General features: G+C 65.7%; 17 protein-coding genes, 4 tRNA genes and 3 rRNA genes. 18 read left to right on the top strand and 6 right to left on the bottom strand.

Annotation, left to right across the window (positions count from 1 at the left end):
* The first annotated feature begins 27 nt into the window (after positions 1-27).
* Together mptB and AC5YDV_RS02040 are read left to right on the top strand one after the other, a co-directional pair.
* The gene (mptB, locus tag AC5YDV_RS02045; RefSeq protein ID WP_496182046.1) at positions 28-1,566 is read left to right on the top strand and encodes a polyprenol phosphomannose-dependent alpha 1,6 mannosyltransferase MptB; all 1,539 of its coding nucleotides are present in this window, start codon (positions 28-30) and stop codon (positions 1,564-1,566) included.
* Positions 1,563-2,504, top strand: a complete 942-nt coding sequence (locus AC5YDV_RS02040; protein WP_496182047.1) for an enoyl-CoA hydratase/isomerase family protein — start codon at positions 1,563-1,565, stop codon at positions 2,502-2,504. The genes mptB and AC5YDV_RS02040 overlap by 4 nt, the downstream gene beginning before the upstream one ends.
* A gap of 33 nt (positions 2,505-2,537) precedes the next feature.
* Here the strand turns inward: AC5YDV_RS02040 and AC5YDV_RS02035 are convergent, their stop codons facing one another.
* The 5 genes from AC5YDV_RS02035 to AC5YDV_RS02015 are packed head-to-tail and all read right to left on the bottom strand — an operon-like array spanning position 2,538 to position 5,537.
* Positions 2,538-3,362 carry an exodeoxyribonuclease III gene (locus tag AC5YDV_RS02035; RefSeq protein ID WP_496182048.1) on the bottom strand — a complete coding sequence of 275 codons (825 nt, stop codon included), beginning with the start codon at positions 3,360-3,362 and terminating at the stop codon, positions 2,538-2,540.
* A gap of 9 nt (positions 3,363-3,371) precedes the next feature.
* The gene (locus AC5YDV_RS02030) at positions 3,372-3,929 is read right to left on the bottom strand and encodes a hypothetical protein (protein WP_496182049.1); all 558 of its coding nucleotides are present in this window, start codon (positions 3,927-3,929) and stop codon (positions 3,372-3,374) included.
* Between the two features lie 21 nt (positions 3,930-3,950).
* Positions 3,951-4,589, bottom strand: coding sequence for a DUF2461 domain-containing protein (locus AC5YDV_RS02025; protein ID WP_496182050.1), 639 nt, complete (start codon positions 4,587-4,589; stop codon positions 3,951-3,953).
* Positions 4,582-5,049, bottom strand: a complete 468-nt coding sequence (locus AC5YDV_RS02020; protein WP_496182051.1) for a hypothetical protein — start codon at positions 5,047-5,049, stop codon at positions 4,582-4,584. The genes AC5YDV_RS02025 and AC5YDV_RS02020 overlap by 8 nt, the downstream gene beginning before the upstream one ends.
* On the bottom strand, positions 5,046-5,537 hold the full coding sequence (locus AC5YDV_RS02015; protein ID WP_496182052.1) for a YajQ family cyclic di-GMP-binding protein: 492 nt from the start codon (positions 5,535-5,537) through the stop codon (positions 5,046-5,048). The genes AC5YDV_RS02020 and AC5YDV_RS02015 overlap by 4 nt, the downstream gene beginning before the upstream one ends.
* Positions 5,538-5,608: 71 nt before the next feature.
* Between AC5YDV_RS02015 and AC5YDV_RS02010 the strand changes: the two genes are divergently transcribed.
* The 4 genes from AC5YDV_RS02010 to rpmG all read left to right on the top strand — a co-directional run bounded on the left by AC5YDV_RS02010 (position 5,609) and on the right by rpmG (position 6,207).
* A tRNA-Tyr gene (locus AC5YDV_RS02010) sits at positions 5,609-5,690 on the top strand.
* 135 nt (positions 5,691-5,825) lie between these two features.
* Positions 5,826-5,898 (top strand) — tRNA-Thr (locus tag AC5YDV_RS02005).
* 26 nt (positions 5,899-5,924) lie between these two features.
* Positions 5,925-5,997: transfer RNA gene (locus tag AC5YDV_RS02000), tRNA-Met, on the top strand.
* 39 nt (positions 5,998-6,036) lie between these two features.
* On the top strand, positions 6,037-6,207 hold the full coding sequence (gene rpmG, locus AC5YDV_RS01995) for a 50S ribosomal protein L33 (protein WP_496182053.1): 171 nt from the start codon (positions 6,037-6,039) through the stop codon (positions 6,205-6,207).
* Positions 6,208-6,286: 79 nt separating this feature from the next.
* Here rpmG and AC5YDV_RS01990 read toward each other — a convergent pair whose 3' ends face one another.
* On the bottom strand, positions 6,287-7,501 hold the full coding sequence (locus AC5YDV_RS01990) for a glycosyltransferase (RefSeq protein ID WP_496182054.1): 1,215 nt from the start codon (positions 7,499-7,501) through the stop codon (positions 6,287-6,289).
* A gap of 33 nt (positions 7,502-7,534) precedes the next feature.
* Between AC5YDV_RS01990 and AC5YDV_RS01985 the strand changes: the two genes are divergently transcribed.
* The 12 genes from AC5YDV_RS01985 to AC5YDV_RS01930 form a co-directional block, all read left to right on the top strand.
* The gene (locus AC5YDV_RS01985) at positions 7,535-7,966 is read left to right on the top strand and encodes an FAS1-like dehydratase domain-containing protein (protein ID WP_496182055.1); all 432 of its coding nucleotides are present in this window, start codon (positions 7,535-7,537) and stop codon (positions 7,964-7,966) included.
* Positions 7,963-8,376, top strand: coding sequence for a MaoC/PaaZ C-terminal domain-containing protein (locus AC5YDV_RS01980; RefSeq protein WP_496182056.1), 414 nt, complete (start codon positions 7,963-7,965; stop codon positions 8,374-8,376). The genes AC5YDV_RS01985 and AC5YDV_RS01980 overlap by 4 nt, the downstream gene beginning before the upstream one ends.
* A complete protein-coding gene (locus AC5YDV_RS01975) occupies positions 8,369-9,460 on the top strand; it encodes a UDP-N-acetylmuramate dehydrogenase (protein WP_496182057.1) in 1,092 nt (363 codons plus the stop codon). The genes AC5YDV_RS01980 and AC5YDV_RS01975 overlap by 8 nt, the downstream gene beginning before the upstream one ends.
* A 134-nt stretch (positions 9,461-9,594) precedes the next feature.
* A tRNA-Trp gene (locus tag AC5YDV_RS01970) sits at positions 9,595-9,667 on the top strand.
* A 52-nt stretch (positions 9,668-9,719) separates the two neighbouring features.
* A complete protein-coding gene (gene secE / locus AC5YDV_RS01965) occupies positions 9,720-10,232 on the top strand; it encodes a preprotein translocase subunit SecE (RefSeq protein ID WP_496182058.1) in 513 nt (170 codons plus the stop codon).
* A 31-nt stretch (positions 10,233-10,263) separates the two neighbouring features.
* On the top strand, positions 10,264-11,079 hold the full coding sequence (nusG, locus tag AC5YDV_RS01960; RefSeq protein ID WP_496182059.1) for a transcription termination/antitermination protein NusG: 816 nt from the start codon (positions 10,264-10,266) through the stop codon (positions 11,077-11,079).
* Between the two features lie 94 nt (positions 11,080-11,173).
* A complete protein-coding gene (gene rplK, locus AC5YDV_RS01955; RefSeq protein WP_496182060.1) occupies positions 11,174-11,605 on the top strand; it encodes a 50S ribosomal protein L11 in 432 nt (143 codons plus the stop codon).
* Positions 11,606-11,686: 81 nt separating this feature from the next.
* Positions 11,687-12,391 (top strand): 50S ribosomal protein L1, encoded by a 705-nt coding sequence (rplA, locus tag AC5YDV_RS01950; protein ID WP_496182061.1) that lies wholly within the window; start codon positions 11,687-11,689, stop codon positions 12,389-12,391.
* Positions 12,392-12,962: 571 nt separating this feature from the next.
* A 16S ribosomal RNA gene (locus AC5YDV_RS01945) occupies positions 12,963-14,475 on the top strand.
* Between the two features lie 369 nt (positions 14,476-14,844).
* Positions 14,845-17,950, top strand: a 23S ribosomal RNA gene (locus AC5YDV_RS01940).
* Positions 17,951-18,075: 125 nt separating this feature from the next.
* Positions 18,076-18,192 (top strand): 5S ribosomal RNA (rrf, locus tag AC5YDV_RS01935).
* The 16S, 23S and 5S rRNA genes sit together here, the layout of an rRNA operon.
* A 219-nt stretch (positions 18,193-18,411) precedes the next feature.
* The coding region (locus AC5YDV_RS01930; RefSeq protein WP_496192324.1) for a hypothetical protein at positions 18,412-18,773 on the top strand (362 nt) is incomplete at its 3' end.

The following is an 18,773-nucleotide window of genomic DNA, read 5'->3' as shown; positions in this document are numbered from 1 at the left end:
CGGCCCCGGGACGGTGAGGGAGGTGCCGTGGTCGAGGCCCTGCGCTCGGCGCTCGCCGCCCGGTGGACCGACCTGCTCGCCGCGTTCCGGCTCCGCCCGGTCCGTATGGGACTCGTGGGGACCGTGCTGCTGGCGCTCGGCGCCCTGTCTCCGGCCTACCTCCCGCAGGCGTCCCCGTACTGGCCCTTCATGCGGGCCCTCGGCCTGGACTCCTGGCTGGCGCGGGCCTTCGCGACCGCCTTGGTCATCGGCGCCGTCGCCCTGCTGATCGTCGCCTGGTACAAGCTGCGCCCCTCGGTCTACACCGACGTGAAGCACTGGGCGGTGCTGACCTGGTGGGCGCTGCCGCTGCTGGTGGCCCCGCCGATCTTCAGCCACGACGCCTACAGCTACGCCGCGCACGGATGGCTGCTGCACAACGGGCTGAACCCGTACGAGGCCACTCCGTCCGTCCTGCCCGGAACGTTCGCCGACCAGGTCGCCTGGCTCTGGCGCTACACCCCCGCCCCGTACGGACCCCTGTCCCTGACCATCTCGCACTGGCTCGTGGACCTCGCGGGGCTCAACCCCTACTATTCGGCGGTCCTGCAGCGGCTGCCCGCGCTGGTCGGCGTTGCGCTGATCGTCCACTTCCTGCCGCGCATCGCCCAGCAGATGGACGCCGACCCCAGCCGCGCGGCCTGGTTCTCGACCATCAATCCGCTGCTGGTGATCGACCTGGTCGGCGGGGCCCACAACGACGCGTTGATGCTCGGGCTCGTGGTGCTGGGCGTGTACTGCGCCTACCGGGGCTGGTTCTGGGCGGCGATCCTGGCCGTCGGCGTCGGGATGTCGGTCAAGCAACCCGCCCTGCTCGCGGCGCTGCCGGTGGCGGTGATCGGCTCCGGGTGGGCGTCCTGGCGCGGGCGCGACGTCGCCCGGTTCCTGCCGCGCCTGCTCATCGTCCTCGGCGGGGTGATCGGCGTGTTCGCGGGCATCTCCCTGCTCACCGGGTTGGGTTTCGGCTGGCTCGGGGCCGTCGGCGTCCCCGGCATGATCGTCACCCTGGCGCCGATCAGCCTCGTCGGCTGGGCACTCCAGCAGGGGCTGCTGGCCCTCGGGCTGGGGAGCGCCGCGGCCGTCACGCCCACGGTCACGACGACGCTGTCGCTCATCGTCGCCCTCGGGTTGATGGCGTGGCTCGCGTTCCGCCACCTGCGGACGCGCCCCATCACCTTCCTGGCCTTCGCCTACCTCGCCTACGCGTTCTTCGGCCCTGCCCTGCACAGCTGGTACCTGCTCTGGGGCGCGGTGTTCCTGCCGCTGGCCCGCACGAGTTCCCGGACGCTGCGGACGGCCGCGATCGTCACGTCCGTCCTGCTCGTCTACGGCGCCGGCAACCTCGCGTGGCGCAACGACGCCGTCGCCCTCGCCCTCGCCGCGCTGGCGGCCGGCCTCGTCTGGCGCGTGTTGCGACGCCGCAGCCGCCGCCGGCCGGGCGCCGACACCACCCCATCCGCCGAGCCCGTGGGGTCGACCCACGAGGCAGAGACCGTCCGCCAAGTCCAGGAGGGAACATCCGCATGACCCAAACCGAACTGATCGTCGAGGCCCGCGACGGGGTGGGACACCTCGTCCTCAACCGTCCCCGCGCCATCAACGCGCTGACGCCCGCCATGCTCTCGGGCATCCATGCCGCGTTGGACGACTGGGCCGAGGACGGCTCGATCGTGCGCGTGGAAATCTCCGGGGCGGGGGAGCGGGGCCTGTGCTCCGGCGCCGACGTCCGGGCCCTGCGCGAGGTCATCCTGACCGGGGGTGACCACCTGGCGTTCTTCACGACCGAGTACGCCATGAACGCCGCGATCAAGGCCTTCGGGAAGCCCTACATCGCCCACCAGCGCGGCATCACCATGGGAGGCGGACTCGGCGTCTCCGCCCACGGCTCGCGGCGCATCGCGTACCCCGACTCCGTCTTCGCCATGCCCGAGACGATCATCGGCTTCATCCCGGACGTCGGCATCCTCTGGTACCTCTCCCACGCCCCGGGGGAACTCGGTACGCACGTGGCGCTGACCGGCAACCCGATCAACGGCCGGGACGCCGTCCGCGTCGGCCTGGCCGACGAGGTCGACGAGACGGACGGTCCGGCGCCGGCGTCCGTGCTGGACGGGTGGAAGTCCTGGATCGACGAGTGCTACTCCTCGGACGACCCGGTCGCGATCGTGCGCGCACTGGAGGGGCACCCGGAGCCCGCCGCGCGCGCTGCCGGGGCCGACCTCCGCAAGCGGTGCCCACTCTCAGTGGCCGTCACGTTGGAGGCCATCCGCCGCGCGGAGACGATGTCGGGGGTCGACGAGGTCCTGGCCCAGGACATGGTCCTGGCCCGCCACCTGATCCCCCGCCCCGACTTCGCCGAGGGCGTCCGGGCGCAGTTGGTCGACAAGGACCGCAACCCGCAGTGGCAGCACGCGCGCATCGAGGATGTCACCCGCGCCGAGGTCCTCGCCTGCTTCGAGGCTTGACCCCTCCGCCGCCTCGGTGCGCGTCCGCGCGCGTCACACCGCGTAGTCCACCACCACGGGCGCGTGGTCGCTGACGCGCTCCTCGGAGGTCGGTTCCCGGTCCGTGCCGCCCTGGACCGCGGCACGGGCCAGCCCCGGGGAGGCCAGGTGGTAGTCGATCCGCCAGCCCGCGTTGCGCTCGAAGGCGCCCGGCATCCAGGACCACCACGAGTACGGGCCCTCGGCATCCGGGTGCAGGCGACGCACCACGTCGACGAGCGTCCGCTCACCCAGGAGCGTGCCGAACCACTCCCGCTCCTCGGGCAGGAAGCCCTCCTTCTGGTTGGCTCCACGCCAGTTCTTGAGGTCCGTCCGCTGGTGGGCGACGTTGAAGTCGCCCATGACCAGGAACTCGCGTCCGTTGCGCCGCGCCGTCCGCCGCGCCCCGACCAGGTACGACCGGAACGACGCCATGAACCGCATCTTGCGGCGGTACCGCGCGAGGTCGGCGGCCGGCCCCACCATGGGCGAGCCCTTGGTCACGTACACGGAGCCGACGGTCAGTGGCGGGGCATCCGGAAGGTCGAGGTCGACCTCGATGTAGCGACCCTCGTGGTCGAAGACCCGGCTGCCGAACCCCTGCCGGACGGCCGTCGGCGCGACCCGGGAGACGATCGCGACGCCGTTGCGGCCGGGCAGGTTCCCGGGGTGGTAGGCGTGGTGGTAGTCGCCGAACATGCCCTCGGGCACCAGGGGCGCCGGGCAGCGCATCTCCTGGATCGCCACGACGTCCGGACGCCGGCGTTCCAGCCAGTCCTCGAAGCCGCGCCGCTGCGCGGCCCGGATGCCGTTGACGTTGTAGGAGGCGATGCGAAGCACCGCGACAGGCTACCCAGCCGGTGGGAACAGTCCTCGCCGTCCCAGTTGCCACAGATGGCGTGAACTTGTGCCCCGCAGTCGGGGCACAAGTTCACTCTGTCTTGCGGGACCCAGCTGCGCGCCCGCGAGGTCGGGGCTCACCGACCGGCGCGCCAGCGAACCCGGGGACGGCAGCAGCGACAGCCCGGCCAGAACGCCCCACCCCAGAGCCGGCAGCGTGTGCGCCCAGGACGTGCCGCGAGCCCGACGGCGCTCACCGAAAAGGAAGACCGCCTTCTCACCCCACGCAGTCGCCGTGGTCGCCACCCCGACGCCCACGACGCCGAGGCCGAGCCACGTCGCCGGCTCCGCGTTGACCGCCGCCAGCACCTCGTCGAAGGCGTCCGGGCCCTGCCGGGGCTCGCTCGCGGGCCTCGTCAGCCCCCAGACCACCCCGGCGCCGGCCAGCAGGCCGCCCTTCAGGACGGTGCGCGCGGCGCGCGAGCGCACCAGGTCGGGCAGGGCGTACCACGCGAAGGTGCCCACGCCGATCGACACCGCCAGCGGAAGGTTCAAGGGGTTCGTCATGCCTCCCAGCCTGCCAGAGCCTCAGGCGGGGAGGGTCTCTTCCAGCCACTCGACGACCGGACGCGCTGCGCGCCAGTCTGCGCGGACCAACCCGGAGATCTCCGGCGTGTGGATCACCGGCGCGCACCCGTGGTCGCGCATCAGCGTGAGGTTCTTGTGGCGCAGCAGGTGGATCCGCTCGTGGTCGCGGTCGTAGCCGCGCGGCGCCGTCTTGAGGGTGTCTCCCCCGATCGACAGGCCGTCCTCGACCGCCCGGGCCAGCAGCCGCTCGAACACGTCCCCCGCCGGACCGGCCACCGCCGAGCGGAACGCGGCCAAGCCCTCGGACGACGCGGCGTAGAACCCCGCCCCCGCCTGGACGCCGGCCGACGAGATCTGCACGTAGTAGCCCAACGCCTCGCCCACCCGGACGAACGCCCCCTGGTGGGTCTTGTACGGGGTCTTGTCCGCGCGGAAACGGACGTCCCGGTACGGCCGGAAGATCTTCGCCTCGCCGAACTCGTCGGCCAGTTCTTCGGCGAGGGCGGTGATGGGGGAGCGGACGGCGTCCTCGTACGTCTGTCTGGCGGATTGCCAGAACTCGCGCGTGTTCTCCAGCTCGAGGCGGTCGTAGAACGTGAGCGCCTCCTCGGGGAATCCGGAGAACGCCACCTCAGCCATCCTGGACGCCGATCGAGAGCGTCCGTTCACCGTCGACCATGTAGTTCCACGCGAAGGTCTCGCCGGTGGCACAGCCCGGATACCGGACGATCGCCGTCCGGCCCGCGCCCACCGCGCCGTCCTCCCTGGCTCCCGACACGACGATCGCGCTGCACGCGAAGGCGACCTTGCCCTCGAGGCGCGCCCCGCGCGCGAGCCCCAGGCGCACCCCGGCGACGGACGCCGTGAGTGCCACCTCGGCGTCCGACCCGGACTTGGTGAAGACGGCCGTGCCGACGCCGGGGAGCTCCACCCTGGAGCCCCAGGTCGTCATGGTCGGGGTGATCCCGACGGGCAGGGACGCCGTGCCCGACGGCGTCGGTGCGGGGCCGGGCGTCGAGCGCGTCGGCCCCGCACAACCGGACGCCAACGCCACCACCGCCACGCCGGCGGCCAGCCGGACCAACGGCGTCCGCCTCATCGGTAGTTCGTGAACTGAACCGCGAAGTCGTAGTCGGCTTCCTTGATCAGCTTCTGGACCGCCTGCAGGTCGTCGCGCGACTTCGAGGACACCCGCATCTCGTCGCCCTGGATCTGGGTCTTGACGCCCTTGGGGCCCTCGTCGCGGATGAGCTTCGCGAGCTTCTTGGCGTTCTCCTGTGAGATGCCCGACTTCATGGACGCCGTGATCTTCCACATCTTCCCGGACAGGCGGGGCTCGCCGGCATCCAGCGCCTTGAGGGAGATGCCGCGCTTGATGAGCTTGCCCTGGAAGACGTCGAGGACGGCCTTCGCGCGCTCCTCGCCGCTCGACTCGATCTCGATGAGGTCTCCTGACTTGCGGATCGAGGACTCGGTGCCCTTGAAGTCGAAGCGCTGCCCGACCTCCTTGGCCGCCATGTTGATCGCGTTCTCGACCTCCTGCGCGTCGTACTTGCTGACAACGTCGAACGAACTGTCGGATGCCATGTGCGCACCTCTCGATTTGGATCTGTGGCCGTAGGGGTTGCTAGAGTAGCTACCCGCTGAGCGATCAGCACGGCAGGTTGCCCGAGCGGCCAAAGGGAGCGGTCTGTAAAACCGTCGGCATTGCCTACGTAGGTTCGAACCCTACACCTGCCACTTCGACCCGGCTTCGGCCGGGTCGAGCAGTCTCGGACGCCGTCCGCCCTACGGGGGAGCGACGATCGATGCTGGAGCGGCGTCAACTGATTTGGGGATCACCCCCCGATGTTGTAAGTTGTACGACGCTGTCTTGCCCCTGTAGCTCAGTTGGCAGAGCGCGTCCTTGGTAAGGACGAGGTCTGCGGTTCAAATCCGCATGGGGGCTCTGGTCGTCGGTTCGCCGAAGGCCTTGGCGGGGTAGCTCAGGTGGTAGAGCAAGCGGCTCATAATCGCTGTGTCACGGGTTCGAGTCCCGTCTCCGCTACCGAACCGATCGACATTCGATTTAGCAAGGAGGGCTCTCATGGCCAAGAAGTCTGGCGACATCCGCCCCAAGATCACGCTGGCTTGCACTGAGTGCAAGGAGCGCAACTACATCACCAAGAAGAACAAGCGCAACGACCCGGATCGCCTGGAGCTGAAGAAGTTCTGCCCCAAGTGCAAGACGCACACGGCGCACCGCGAGACCCGCTGAACCCAGTTCACGAACGGGCCGTCCCTCAAGGGGCGGCCCGTTCTGCGTTGCCGGGTGCCTGACTTGGCTCAGAGGTGCCTCACACCGCGTGCGCCGCGGCGACCCGCTCGTAGAACGTCCCCAACCGGACGCCGATGTCAGACCAGTCGAACCTCCGCGCGTGGACCCGCGCGATCACGCCCAAGCGCGCCCGCAGGGGCTCGTTGGCGAGCAGCCCCGCGAGCGTCCGCCCCCACAGCACCGGATCGCGGGACGTCAGCAGGTAGCCCGTCTCCTCGTCCACGACCACCTCCCGCAGCCCGCCGGTGGACGACGCCAGCACCGGCACCCCGGAGGCCGCGCCCTCGAGCGCGACCAGCCCGAACGTCTCCGAGTGCGACGGCACGAGCAGGGCCTGCGCGTGCCTCATGAGTTCCGCCAGGTGTTCGCGGGACTGGGCCCCCACGAAGTGCACGTGGTTGCGCAAGCCCAACGTGTCGATCAACGACTCCACCTCGGCGCGGTAGTCGGCGAAGTCGGCCGAGACGTCGCCGGCGACGACGAGGTCGGGACGTACCGGGGCCGGCAACTCCGCCAACGCCCGGATCGCGAGGTCCCCGCCCTTCAGGGGCTGCAACCGGGCGGCCATGAGGACGTACCCGGCGCGCGAACCGCACCGCGGGCAGGCGGGCCGGCGCTCGGCCGGCAGGGCGGGCCGGAACAGCTGCAGGTCGACGCCCGGCGGGATCACCGAGACCCGCGTCGGGTCCGCCCCGCACCGCTCGACGATCGTCCGTGCCTCCGCGGTGGAGACCGCGATGATGGCGTCGGACTCCCGTGCGATGAGGGCTTCGCCGGCCACCCGCTCGAGCGACTCGGGGGGTTCGCCCTCCGACAGCGGCGATCCGGGGTGCGCCGCGACCGAGTGGTAGCTCTGCACGTGCGCCACGCCCCAATCCCGCGCGACGGGCAGTGCGGCCACCCCGCTCATCCAGTGGTGGGACTGCACCAGGTCGTACGACTCGAGTCGGCCCAGGCCCGCGGAGAACTCCTCGATGTGCGCGTCGATGGCGCTCTTGGCCAGGTCCTCCGCCGGCCCGGCGTCCAGGTGCAGCAACCGGACCCCGCCGCCCAGGTCTTCCACGTCCTCCTGGTCCGGCGCGGACCGCCGCGTCACGAGGTCCACCCGGTGTCCCAGGGCGGCGAGCGCCCGCGCTTGGTGGCGTTCCACGACGTTCATGCCGCCGGCGTCCCCGGCACCCGGGGAGGACGCGGGCGAGGTGTGCAGGGACACGAACAACAGGCGCAGGCTCACGCCGTGACCCTACCCGCGCGATAGCCTGCGACCATGCCGATCACCGAAGCACACGTGGGCCGGACGTACCCGGCCACGGCGCCCTACACGGTCACCGCGGGCAAGATCGCCGAGTTCGCGGACGCCCTGGGCGACGACAACCCCGCCTACCGCGGGCCGGACGCCGTCGCGCCGCCCACCTTCGCGATCGTGGTGGCGCTGTCGTCGTGGGACGGACTGTTCGGTGACGAGGAACTCGACATCAAGCTCTCCCGGCTCGTCCACGCCGACCAGCGATTCGACTTCGTCCGCCCCCTGCGCGCCGGCGACGAGGTCGTCTCGATGCTGAGGGTCGAGAAGGTCCGGGCACGCGCCAACACGGCGTTCATCACCGTCTCCTCGCGGATCGAGACCACCGGCGGCGAGCACGTCTGCACGTCCACGTCCACCCTGCTCCACACCTGGCCCGAGGAGGCGTCCGCATGAGCGCGCTGGAGAACGTCGAGGTCGGCCTCGTCCTGCCGTCGGTGGAGCTGACCTTCACCCGCACGGATCTGGTGAGGTACGCCGGGGCGTCCGGCGACTTCAACCCGATCCACCACTCCGACCACGCGGCCCGTGCCATCGGCCTGGACGGGGTGCTGGCCCACGGCATGCTCACCATGGGGCGCGCGCTGCGCGTGGTGACGGACTGGGCGGGTCCCACACGGGTCATGGCGTACGGCGTCCGGTTCACGAAGCCGGTGCCGGTGCCCGACGACGGCGTGGGCGCGACCGTGACGGTGAACGGACGGGTCACCAAGGTGGCCGACGGCGTCGCCACCGTCGCGATCGAGGCGCTGCTCGGCGAGACCAAGGTGCTCGGCGCCGCGAACGCGGAGGTGCGCCTTGGCTGAGGTGCTCGCTGACCACACGACGCTGCGGGTGGGTGGTCCGGCCGGACGCTGGGTCGAGGCCACCACGACCGACGAGTTCGTCCGGGCCGTCGCGGACGCCGACGCGGGGGGCGAGCCCGTCCTCGTGCTGTCGGGCGGCTCGAACGTCGTCGTCGCCGACGAGGGCTTCGACGGTGTCGTCGTCCACGTCGCCACCACGGGCGTCAGTACGGACGGCGGCACGTTCTGCGAGATCGACGCGGACGCCGCGGGTCCCGTGACCGACGGCGCCTCCTGCGGGGGGATCCTCGTGGAGGTCCAGGCCGGCGAGAACTGGGACGACTTCGTCGCCTGGACCATCGGGCAGGGATTCGTCGGCATCGAGGCACTCTCGGGCATCCCCGGCGCGGTGGGCTCGACGCCCATCCAGAACGTCGGGGCGTACGGACAGGAGGTCGCCCAGACGATCTGGAGCGTCCGGACCTGGGACCGCCGGACCCGCCAGTACAAGACCTTCCCGAATGTCGACTGCGACTTCTCCTACCGGAACAGCCGCTTCAAGGCCGAACCCGGCCGGTACCTCGTGGTGTCGGTGACCTTCCAGTTCCTGCAGGGTTCGATGGGCGCCCCGATCCGCTACGGCGAGCTGGCGCGCCGGCTCGGGGTGGCCGCGGGCGGACGCGCTCCGCTCGAGGACGTCCGTGCGACCGTCCTGGACCTGCGGCGCGGCAAGGGCATGGTGCTGGACGCCGCCGACCACGACACGTGGAGCGCCGGCTCGTTCTTCACCAACCCGATCCTGGCCGAGGCGGACGCCGTGCTCCTCCCCGAGGACGCGCCGCGCTACCCGGCGGGGGAGGGGCTCGTGAAGACCAGCGCCGCGTGGCTGATCGAGCACGCCGGTTTCATGAAGGGGCACGGGACACCGCCGGCCACGCTGTCCACCAAGCACACGCTGGCCCTGACGAACCGCGGTGGGGCCACGGCGTCCGACATCGTGCGGCTGGCCCGCGAGGTGCGCGACGGAGTGCGGGAGCGGTTCGGGATCACCTTGGTCCCCGAGCCGGTCTTCGTGGGGGTGTCGCTGGACCGGTCCGTGCCCTGAGGGCACGGGTGCGCAGGAGGCGTCGCCGCGCCCAGTTCGACGTCGGGGGTGAAACCTCGTACACTCTTGACCTTGGTGGAACTGACCAGTGGTGGAGCGCGCCTTGGTGCGCACGCTACGGTGAGGGTCACTGAAGGGCAATAGCTCAATTGGCAGAGCAGCGGTCTCCAAAACCGCAGGTTGGGGGTTCGAGTCCCTCTTGCCCTGCTGGGTCCACCGGGGCCTGACAGGCGTCGATCAGCAGATGTGAGGAAGTGCAGTGGCACCCAATGATGACTCCCGCGAGTCCTTGGCGTCCTCTGACGATCTGGAGAACCTGCCCGGGGAGCTCCTCGGAGAGGACTTGGTCGAGCCCGCTTCCTACGAGGTGGCGTCCGACGAGACCGAGGCCGAGGAGCTGGCTGCAGCCGAGGTGCCGTCCGTGGACGACGCTGAGGTCGAGGTCGACGATCCGGCCCAGTTGACCGCCGCTGAGACGGTGGCACAGAAGGCTCGTAGCTCGCGCCCCGTGCGCAGGACGCCCGAGGTTGCGACCAAGGGCGGGGCGACTCCGCGCAGACGCTCCGGGGCACAGACTGTTGCGACTCGTCGGACGGGCCCCGTGCAGTTCGCGGGGGAGTCGGTCGAGGAGTTGAAGAAGGTCGTCTGGCCGACGTGGACTCAGGTCCAGCAGTACTTCTGGGCCGTCCTGGTGTTCGTGCTGATCGTGATCGCGTACGTTGGACTGCTCGACCTCGGTTTCGGCTGGGCGCTGCTGAGGCTGTTCGGCTGACACTGAACCAACGGAAGGTGGACTACAACGCATGGCTGACGACGTGAACGACGACGACGTGACACTGGATGAGGTCGAGATCGACCTCGGTCCGATGGACGCGACGCCCGAGGACGACGTCGAGCTCAACCTCGACTTCGGTGCCGACCTCGACACCGTTGAGGACGAGATCGTCCTCAACCTGGGTGAGGACGATGAGCCCGAGGACGAGGTCGATGAGTCCGGGGCTGCCGACGAAGAGGCCATCGTCGCGGCGCTGCGCGAGAAGCTCGCCGGCCAGTTCGGCGACTGGTACGTCATTCACACGTACTCCGGGATGGAGAACCGTGTGAAGCAGAACCTCGACGCGCGCATCACGACCCTCGGCATGGAGGACTACATCTTCGAGTCGGTCGTCCCAACCGAGGACGTCGTGGAGACCCGCAACGGCACCCGCAAGGTCGTGACCCGAACGGTCCTGCCCGGCTACGTGCTCGTCCGCATGGAACTGACGGACGCCTCGTGGTCGGCGGTCCGCCAGACCCCGTCGGTCACCGGGTTCGTGGCGCACGCGAGCCACCCCGTCCCGCTGTCGTTGGACGAGGTCACCAAGATGCTGGCACCCGCCGCCTTCGCCAAGGCGAACGCCGAGGCGACGGGTCAGGCTACGCCGAAGAAGCGCAAGGTCGAGGCCGTCAACTTCAACGTCGGCGATTCCGTCATGGTCGTGCAGGGCCCCTTCTCGGGCGTGCACGCCACCATCACCGAGATCAATGCGAACCACCAGCGGCTCAAGGCCCTGGTCGAGATCCTGGGGCGGGAAACCCCCGTGGACCTCACCTTCGCCCAGGTCCAGAAGGACGTCTGAGCGAAGTCGTTCGCACCGGCCCCGTACCCTCGGGGCCAGCAACACCATCCCGGTGCGGCGTCCCGGCCGTACCACCAAGTAGCAAGGACCCAACATGCCTCCCAAGAAGAAGGTGGCGGCTCTCGTCAAGGTTGCCTTGAACGCGGGCGCGGCCACCCCTGCCCCTCCGGTCGGAACCGCCCTCGGTCCGCACGGCGTCAACATCATGGAGTTCTGCAAGGCGTACAACGCCCAGACCGAATCCATGCGCGGCAACGTCATCCCCGTGGAGATCACCATCTACGAGGACCGCACGTTCACCTTCATCACGAAGACGCCGCCGGCCGCCGAGCTGATCAAGAAGGCCGCCGGCCTCAAGAGCGGCTCCGCCAAGCCCAACAAGGACAAGGTGGGCAAGATCACCCGCGACCAGGTTCGCGAGATCGCCAGCACCAAGCTCCCCGACCTCAACGCCAACGACGTGGACGCCGCGATGAAGATCGTCGAGGGCACCGCTCGTTCCATGGGCGTGACCGTCGAGGGCTGACCTCTTTCCCCGTGGCAGGGCCTGCGCGGCCCGCACCACACCTGGTAACAGCCCTGACGGGCTGGACGAAAGGAACCAGACATGAAGCGCAGCAAGGCTTACCGCGCGGCAGCCGAGGCCATCGACTCCGCGCAGTTGTACACCCCGGAGGAGGCGCTCGCCCTGGCCAAGACCGGAGCGTCCGCCAAGTTCGACGAGACGATCGAGGTCGCCATGCGCCTCGGCGTCGATCCCCGCAAGGCGGACCAGATGGTCCGTGGCACGGTGAACCTCCCCAACGGCACCGGCAAGACGGCAAGGGTCCTCGTCTTCGCCACCGGTGAGAGGGCCGCCGCGGCCACCGAGGCGGGTGCCGACGAGGTCGGCGCGGACGAGCTGATCGAGAAGGTCCAGGGCGGGTACCTGGACTTCGACGCCGTCGTCGCGACCCCTGACCTCATGGGCAAGGTCGGCAAGCTGGGCCGCGTCCTGGGCCCGCGTGGCCTGATGCCGAACCCGAAGACGGGAACGGTCACCATGGACGTGGCCAAGGCCGTCACCGACATCAAGGGCGGCAAGATCGAGTTCCGTGTGGATCGCCACGCCAACCTTCACTTCATCGTGGGCAAGGCGTCCTTCGACCAGGCGAAGCTGGCGGAGAACTACTTCGCGGCCCTGGACGAGGTCATGCGCCTCAAGCCGTCCGCGGCCAAGGGCAAGTACCTGAAGAAGATCACCGTCGCGTCCACCATGGGTCCCGGCATCGCTGTTGACACCGCGCGCCTCAAGCCCACCGAAGAGGCCTGAGTCCGCTCCCTCGTCACCGAAGGCCCCCGTCCGAGCCCGGACGGGGGCCTTCGTGCGTGTTGGACACGTCCAAGTCCTGATGACAAGGGGTGATGGTGCCGGCGTCCGCCGTCCGGGCAGGCGCGCACCTGCCAACTTGACGGTTGCCTCAACACCGCGTAACGTATACCAAGCCTTCGGAGGGCGGGACGACAGTCCCGGACCGGCACGGAGGCCGACTCCAACGAAGACCTGGCCCGCAGTGGGCTTGCTCGGTGACGGAGTTGGGGGGCGTGACGCCGGCCGATTTGACTCGGCGGGTGGAACCCTCTAGAGTGGATCGAGTGCCCTTCGGGCCGCGAAGGCTTGTTCCTGAGTGGTTTGGGGTGTGTGTCGGAAGTTTGAGAACTCAACAGCGTGCTTAGGTCAATGCCAGTGGCTATGACATCTTTTGGGGTGTTGTGGTTCATTTTTTGCACACATAACCTTTGGTTTTTGTGTGTCCTCGTTGTCAGTTTTGGCTGACACTTTGAGTGATTGATTGATTGCCAACTTTTGGGTTGGTTTGTCAGTGTGATTGCTTTCCAGTTTTTCGATGGAGAGTTTGATCCTGGCTCAGGACGAACGCTGGCGGCGTGCTTAACACATGCAAGTCGAACGGATCATCAAACTTGTTTGGTGGTTAGTGGCGAACGGGTGAGTAACACGTGAGTAACCTGCCCTTCACTGTGGGATAACGAGGAGAAATTCTTGCTAATACCGCATATTCAGATGTCTTCGCATGGGGGTGTTTGGAAAGTTTTTTCGGTGGGGGATGGACTCGCGGCCTATCAGCTTGTTGGTGGGGTAGTGGCCTACCAAGGCTTTGACGGGTAGCCGGCCTGAGAGGGCGACCGGCCACACTGGGACTGAGATACGGCCCAGACTCCTACGGGAGGCAGCAGTGGGGAATATTGCACAATGGGCGGAAGCCTGATGCAGCAACGCCGCGTGCGGGATGACGGCCTTCGGGTTGTAAACCGCTTTCACCAGGGGCGAATTTGACGGTACCTGGAGAAGAAGCACCGGCTAACTACGTGCCAGCAGCCGCGGTGATACGTAGGGTGCGAGCGTTGTCCGGATTTATTGGGCGTAAAGAGCTCGTAGGTGGTTTGTTGCGTCGGATGTGAAAACAGACAGCTTAACTGTGTGCTTGCATTCGATACGGGCAGACTTGAGGGATGTAGGGGAGAACGGAATTCCTGGTGGAGCGGTGGAATGCGCAGATATCAGGAGGAACACCGGTGGCGAAGGCGGTTCTCTGGACATTTCCTGACGCTGAGGAGCGAAAGCGTGGGGAGCGAACAGGCTTAGATACCCTGGTAGTCCACGCCGTAAACGGTGGGCACTAGGTGTGGGGGACTTCCACGTTCTCCGTGCCGTAGCTAACGCATTAAGTGCCCCGCCTGGGGAGTACGGCCGCAAGGCTAAAACTCAAAGGAATTGACGGGGGCCCGCACAAGCGGCGGAGCATGCGGATTAATTCGATGCAACGCGAAGAACCTTACCTGGGTTTGACATGCACCAGACGACAGCAGAGATGTTGTTTCCTTCGGGCTGGTGTGCAGGTGGTGCATGGCTGTCGTCAGCTCGTGTCGTGAGATGTTGGGTTAAGTCCCGCAACGAGCGCAACCCTCGTCCTATGTTGCCAGCGGGTTATGCCGGGAACTCATGGGAGACTGCCGGGGTCAACTCGGAGGAAGGTGGGGATGACGTCAAGTCATCATGCCCCTTATGTCCAGGGCTTCACGCATGCTACAATGGCTGGTACAAAGTGTTGCGATCCCGTGAGGGTGAGCGAATCACGTAAAGCCAGTCTCAGTTCGGATTGGGGTCTGCAACTCGACCCCATGAAGTCGGAGTCGCTAGTAATCGCAGATCAGCATTGCTGCGGTGAATACGTTCCCGGGCCTTGTACACACCGCCCGTCAAGTCATGAAAGTCGGTAACACCCGAAGCCGGTGGCCCAACCCTTGTGGAGGGAGCTGTCGAAGGTGGGATCGGTAATTAGGACTAAGTCGTAACAAGGTAGCCGTACCGGAAGGTGCGGCTGGATCACCTCCTTTCTAGGGAGCCTCTGTGCCTCATCCACCGTCACGGGTGGGGGGTCGTCCTCGTTCACATCCGAGTGTGGTGTGCGGGGCGGGGTGACTGAATTGTGGATGGTGTTGACCGAGTCCCGGCCAGGGATGAGCGCTTCGTGTCTAGTACTGCACCGTGTGGTGTGTGGAACGGGTGGGGTGTTCGGAGTCTGGTGGGGGCGGTGGCACGTTGTTGGGTTCTGGGACTTCCGCCGTGGTTTGGTGGGTGTCGCAACGATGATGCCAGGGTTTGGTCCCCAGTTTGGGGGTTGGGTTCTGGTGTTTGTTTGTTGTTTGAGAATTGTATAGTGGACGCGAGCATCTTTGTAGATTTTGTTGATCGTTTTTGTTTGGTGACAAGCTACTAAGGGCGGTCGGTGGATGCCTTGGCATCAAGAGCCGATGAAGGACGTTGTAACCTGCGATAAGCCATGGGGAGCTGGTAAACGAGCTTTGATCCGTGGATTTCCGAATAGGGAAACCTCGAATGACCCGAGTTGTGTCGGGCGACCTCATCCTGAATATATAGGGGTGTTGGAGGGAACGTGGGGAAGTGAAACATCTCAGTACCCACAGGAAGAGAAAACAATTGTGATTCCGTGAGTAGTGGCGAGCGAAAGCGGAAGAGGCCAAACCTGGCGTGTGTGATAGCTGGCAGGCGTTGCACGTTGGGGGTTGTGGGGCCGACTCGGGAGGGCTGCTGATCTCCCATCGAGTGATAAAGCAAACATGAAGCTGAAACACCTGGGAGGGTGTACCAGAGTGCGTGACAGTCGTGTAGGCGTATGTGTTTGCCTCGTTGTCGTTACCCCAAGTAGCACGGAACCCCTGAAATTCTGTGTGAATCCGGCGGGACCACCCGTCAAGCCTAAATACTCCTTGATGACCGATAGCGGACAAGTACCGTGAGGGAAAGGTGAAAAGTACCCCGGGAGGGGAGTGAAATAGTACCTGAAACCGACCGCCTACAATCCGTCGGAGCCTCTTTGTGGGGTGACGGCGTGCCTTTTGAAGAATGAGCCTGCGAGTCAGTGCTCGGTGGCGAGGTTAACCCGTGTGGGGGAGCCGTAGCGAAAGCGAGTCCGAATAGGGCGTTTGAGTCGCCGGGTCTGGACCCGAAGCGGAGTGATCTATCCATGGCCAGGTTGAAGCGACGGTAAGACGTCGTGGAGGACCGAACCCACTTGGGTTGAAAACCGAGGGGATGAGCTGTGGATAGGGGTGAAAGGCCAATCAAACTCCGTGATAGCTGGTTCTCCCCGAAATGCATTTAGGTGCAGCGTCGCCTGTTTCTTGCCGGAGGTAGAGCACTGGATGGTCTAGGGGGCCCACAAGCTTACCGAAATCAGCCAAACTCCGAATGCCGGTAAGTGAAGGGCGGCAGTGAGACTGTGGGGGATAAGCTTCATAGTCGAGAGGGAAACAGCCCAGATCACCAGCTAAGGCCCCTAAGGGACTGCTAAGTGGAAAAGGATGTGGAGTTGCGAAGACAACCAGGAGGTTGGCTTGGAAGCAGCCACCCTTGAAAGAGTGCGTAATAGCTCACTGGTCAAGTGATTCTGCGCCGACAATGTAGCGGGGCTCAAGCAGTCCGCCGAAGCTGTGGCAATCATGCGTGTACCTGCCTTCGGGCCAGGTGTGTGGTTGGGTAGGGGAGCGTCGTGTGTGCTGTGAAGCGGCGGGGTGACCCAGTCGTGGAGTGCACACGAGTGAGAATGCAGGCATGAGTAGCGAAAGACGGGTGGGAAACCCGTCCGCCGAATATCCAAGGGTTCCAGGGTCAAGCTAATCTGCCCTGGGTGAGTCGGGACCTAAGGCGAGGCCGACAGGCGTAGTCGATGGACAACCAGTTGATATTCTGGTACCGGCGAAGCAACGCCCGTGTCGAGGCCGGTGATACTAAGCACGCGAGGCCTTCCGTGGTGCCCTTCGGGGTGTCTGGTTGGTTGAGTCTGTGACCTGAGCCGGTAGTAGGCAAGCTGCGGAGGGACGCAGGAAGGTAGCCCATCCCACGCGATGGTTGTCGTGGGCTAAGCGTGTAGGCCGGCACATTGGCAAATCCGTGTGCTGTGTGGTTGAGACGTGATGGCACTGGGGACTTGTCCCTGGTGTGGGTGATCCTATGCTGCCTAGAAAAGCTTCGTGAGCGAGTTGTGAGCCGCCCGTACCCCAAACCGACACAGGTGGATAGGTAGAGAATACCAAGGCGATCGAGAGAATCGTGGTGAAGGAACTCGGCAAAATACCCCCGTAACTTCGGGATAAGGGGGACCTGATCCGTCAACTGCCTTGCGCAGGGTAGCGGTGAGGGTCGCAGAGACCAGGCCCAAGCGACTGTTTACTAAAAACACAGGTCCGTGCGAAGTTGAAAGACGATGTATACGGACTGACTCCTGCCCGGTGCTGGAAGGTTAAGGGGAACTGTTAGCGCAAGCGAAGCGGTGAACTTAAGCCCCAGTAAACGGCGGTGGTAACTATAACCATCCTAAGGTAGCGAAATTCCTTGTCGGGTAAGTTCCGACCTGCACGAATGGAGTAACGATTTGGGCGCTGTCTCCACCACGAACTCGGCGAAATTGCATTACGAGTAAAGATGCTCGTTACGCGCAGCAGGACGGAAAGACCCCGGGACCTTTACTATAGTTTGGTATTGGTGATCGGTACGACTTGTGTAGGATAGGTGGGAGACTTTGAAGCTGTCACGCCAGTGATGGTGGAGTCATCGTTGAAATACCACTCTGGTCGTTCTGGTTATCTAACCTCGGACCCTGATCGGGTTCAGGGACAGTGCCTGATGGGTAGTTTGACTGGGGCGGTCGCCTCCCAAAAGGTAACGGAGGCGCCCAAAGGTTCCCTCAGCCTGGTTGGCAATCAGGTGTTGAGTGTAAGTGCACAAGGGAGCTTGACTGTGAGACAGACATGTCGAGCAGGGACGAAAGTCGGGACTAGTGATCTGACGGTGGCGTGTGGAAGCGCCGTCACTCAACGGATAAAAGGTACCCCGGGGATAACAGGCTGATCTTGCCCGAGCGTCCATAGCGACGGCATGGTTTGGCACCTCGATGTCGGCTCGTCGCATCCTGGGGCTGGAGTCGGTCCCAAGGGTTGGGCTGTTCGCCCATTAAAGCGGCACGCGAGCTGGGTTTAGAACGTCGTGAGACAGTTCGGTCCCTATCCGCTGCGCGCGTTAGAGTCTTGAGAAGGGCTGTCCTTAGTACGAGAGGACCGGGACGGACCAACCTCTGGTGTGCCAGTTGTCCTGCCAAGGGCACGGCTGGTTGGCTACGTTGGGAAATGATAACCGCTGAAAGCATCTAAGCGGGAAGCACGCTTCAAGATGAGGACTCTCACCACCTTGAGTGGGTAAGGCCCCCTACAGACCATGGGGTTGATAGGCCAGATGTGGAAGCACAGTAATGTGTGGAGCTGACTGGTACTAATAGGCCGAGGGCTTGTCACTACACCAAACAGTGACGAGACCCAACAATATCTGCTAACGCTCGCGTCCACTATACGATATCTTGACCAGCAAACAGTTGGTTGTTTCCCCCCACACCCAGGTGTGGGACGACAATTACAGATTGTTTCGGTGGCCATTGCGCAAGGGAAACGCCCGGTCCCATTCCGAACCCGGAAGCTAAGCCTTGCAGCGCCGATGGTACTGCACTCGCGAGGGTGTGGGAGAGTAGGACACCGCCGAACACACCCCCCGAAAAGGGGTGAACCAAGGGGCCCTGACACGATGTGTCAGGGCCCCTTACTCATCCCCACCCACGCCCCTTGGCTGATGGTGGCTCAGTGGCGTGCTGTCTTGAGCCGGACCTGCAGGCGCTCGAGAGGTTCCGTCCGTGGCCTGGTTGCTGTGATTCTTTGCCTTGTGAGTGAGACAACGGCAGACTTGTCCGGTGATCGATAAGAACCGTGACAAGGGCCCCCGCGGGCGTGGTGGCCAGGATCGTCCGCAGGGAGTGCCGCGAGGGAGCGGCTCGGATCGGGGCAGGTCCTTCGGTGATCGGCCTCAGGGCAGCGGCCAAGGCTTCCGTCGGGACGGGGATCGTCCGTCCGGTGAGCGTGGCGGGTTCCGTAACAACGATGACCGTCGGGGTGGGTTCCGCTCGGGTGAGGATCGTCCGCGTCGTGAGGGTGATCGGCCGGCTTTCCGTCGGGACGGGGATCGTCCGTCCGGTGAGCGTGGCGGGTTCCGTAACAACGACGATCGCCGGGGTGGGTTCCGCTCGGGTGAGGATCGTCCGCGTCGTGAGGGTGATCGGCCGGCTTTCCGT

This window comes from Propioniciclava sp. LT432, from assembly GCF_059515965.1.
The sequence above is the reverse complement of the archived record's forward strand: the minus strand, read 5'-3'. Positions and strand labels throughout refer to the sequence as shown.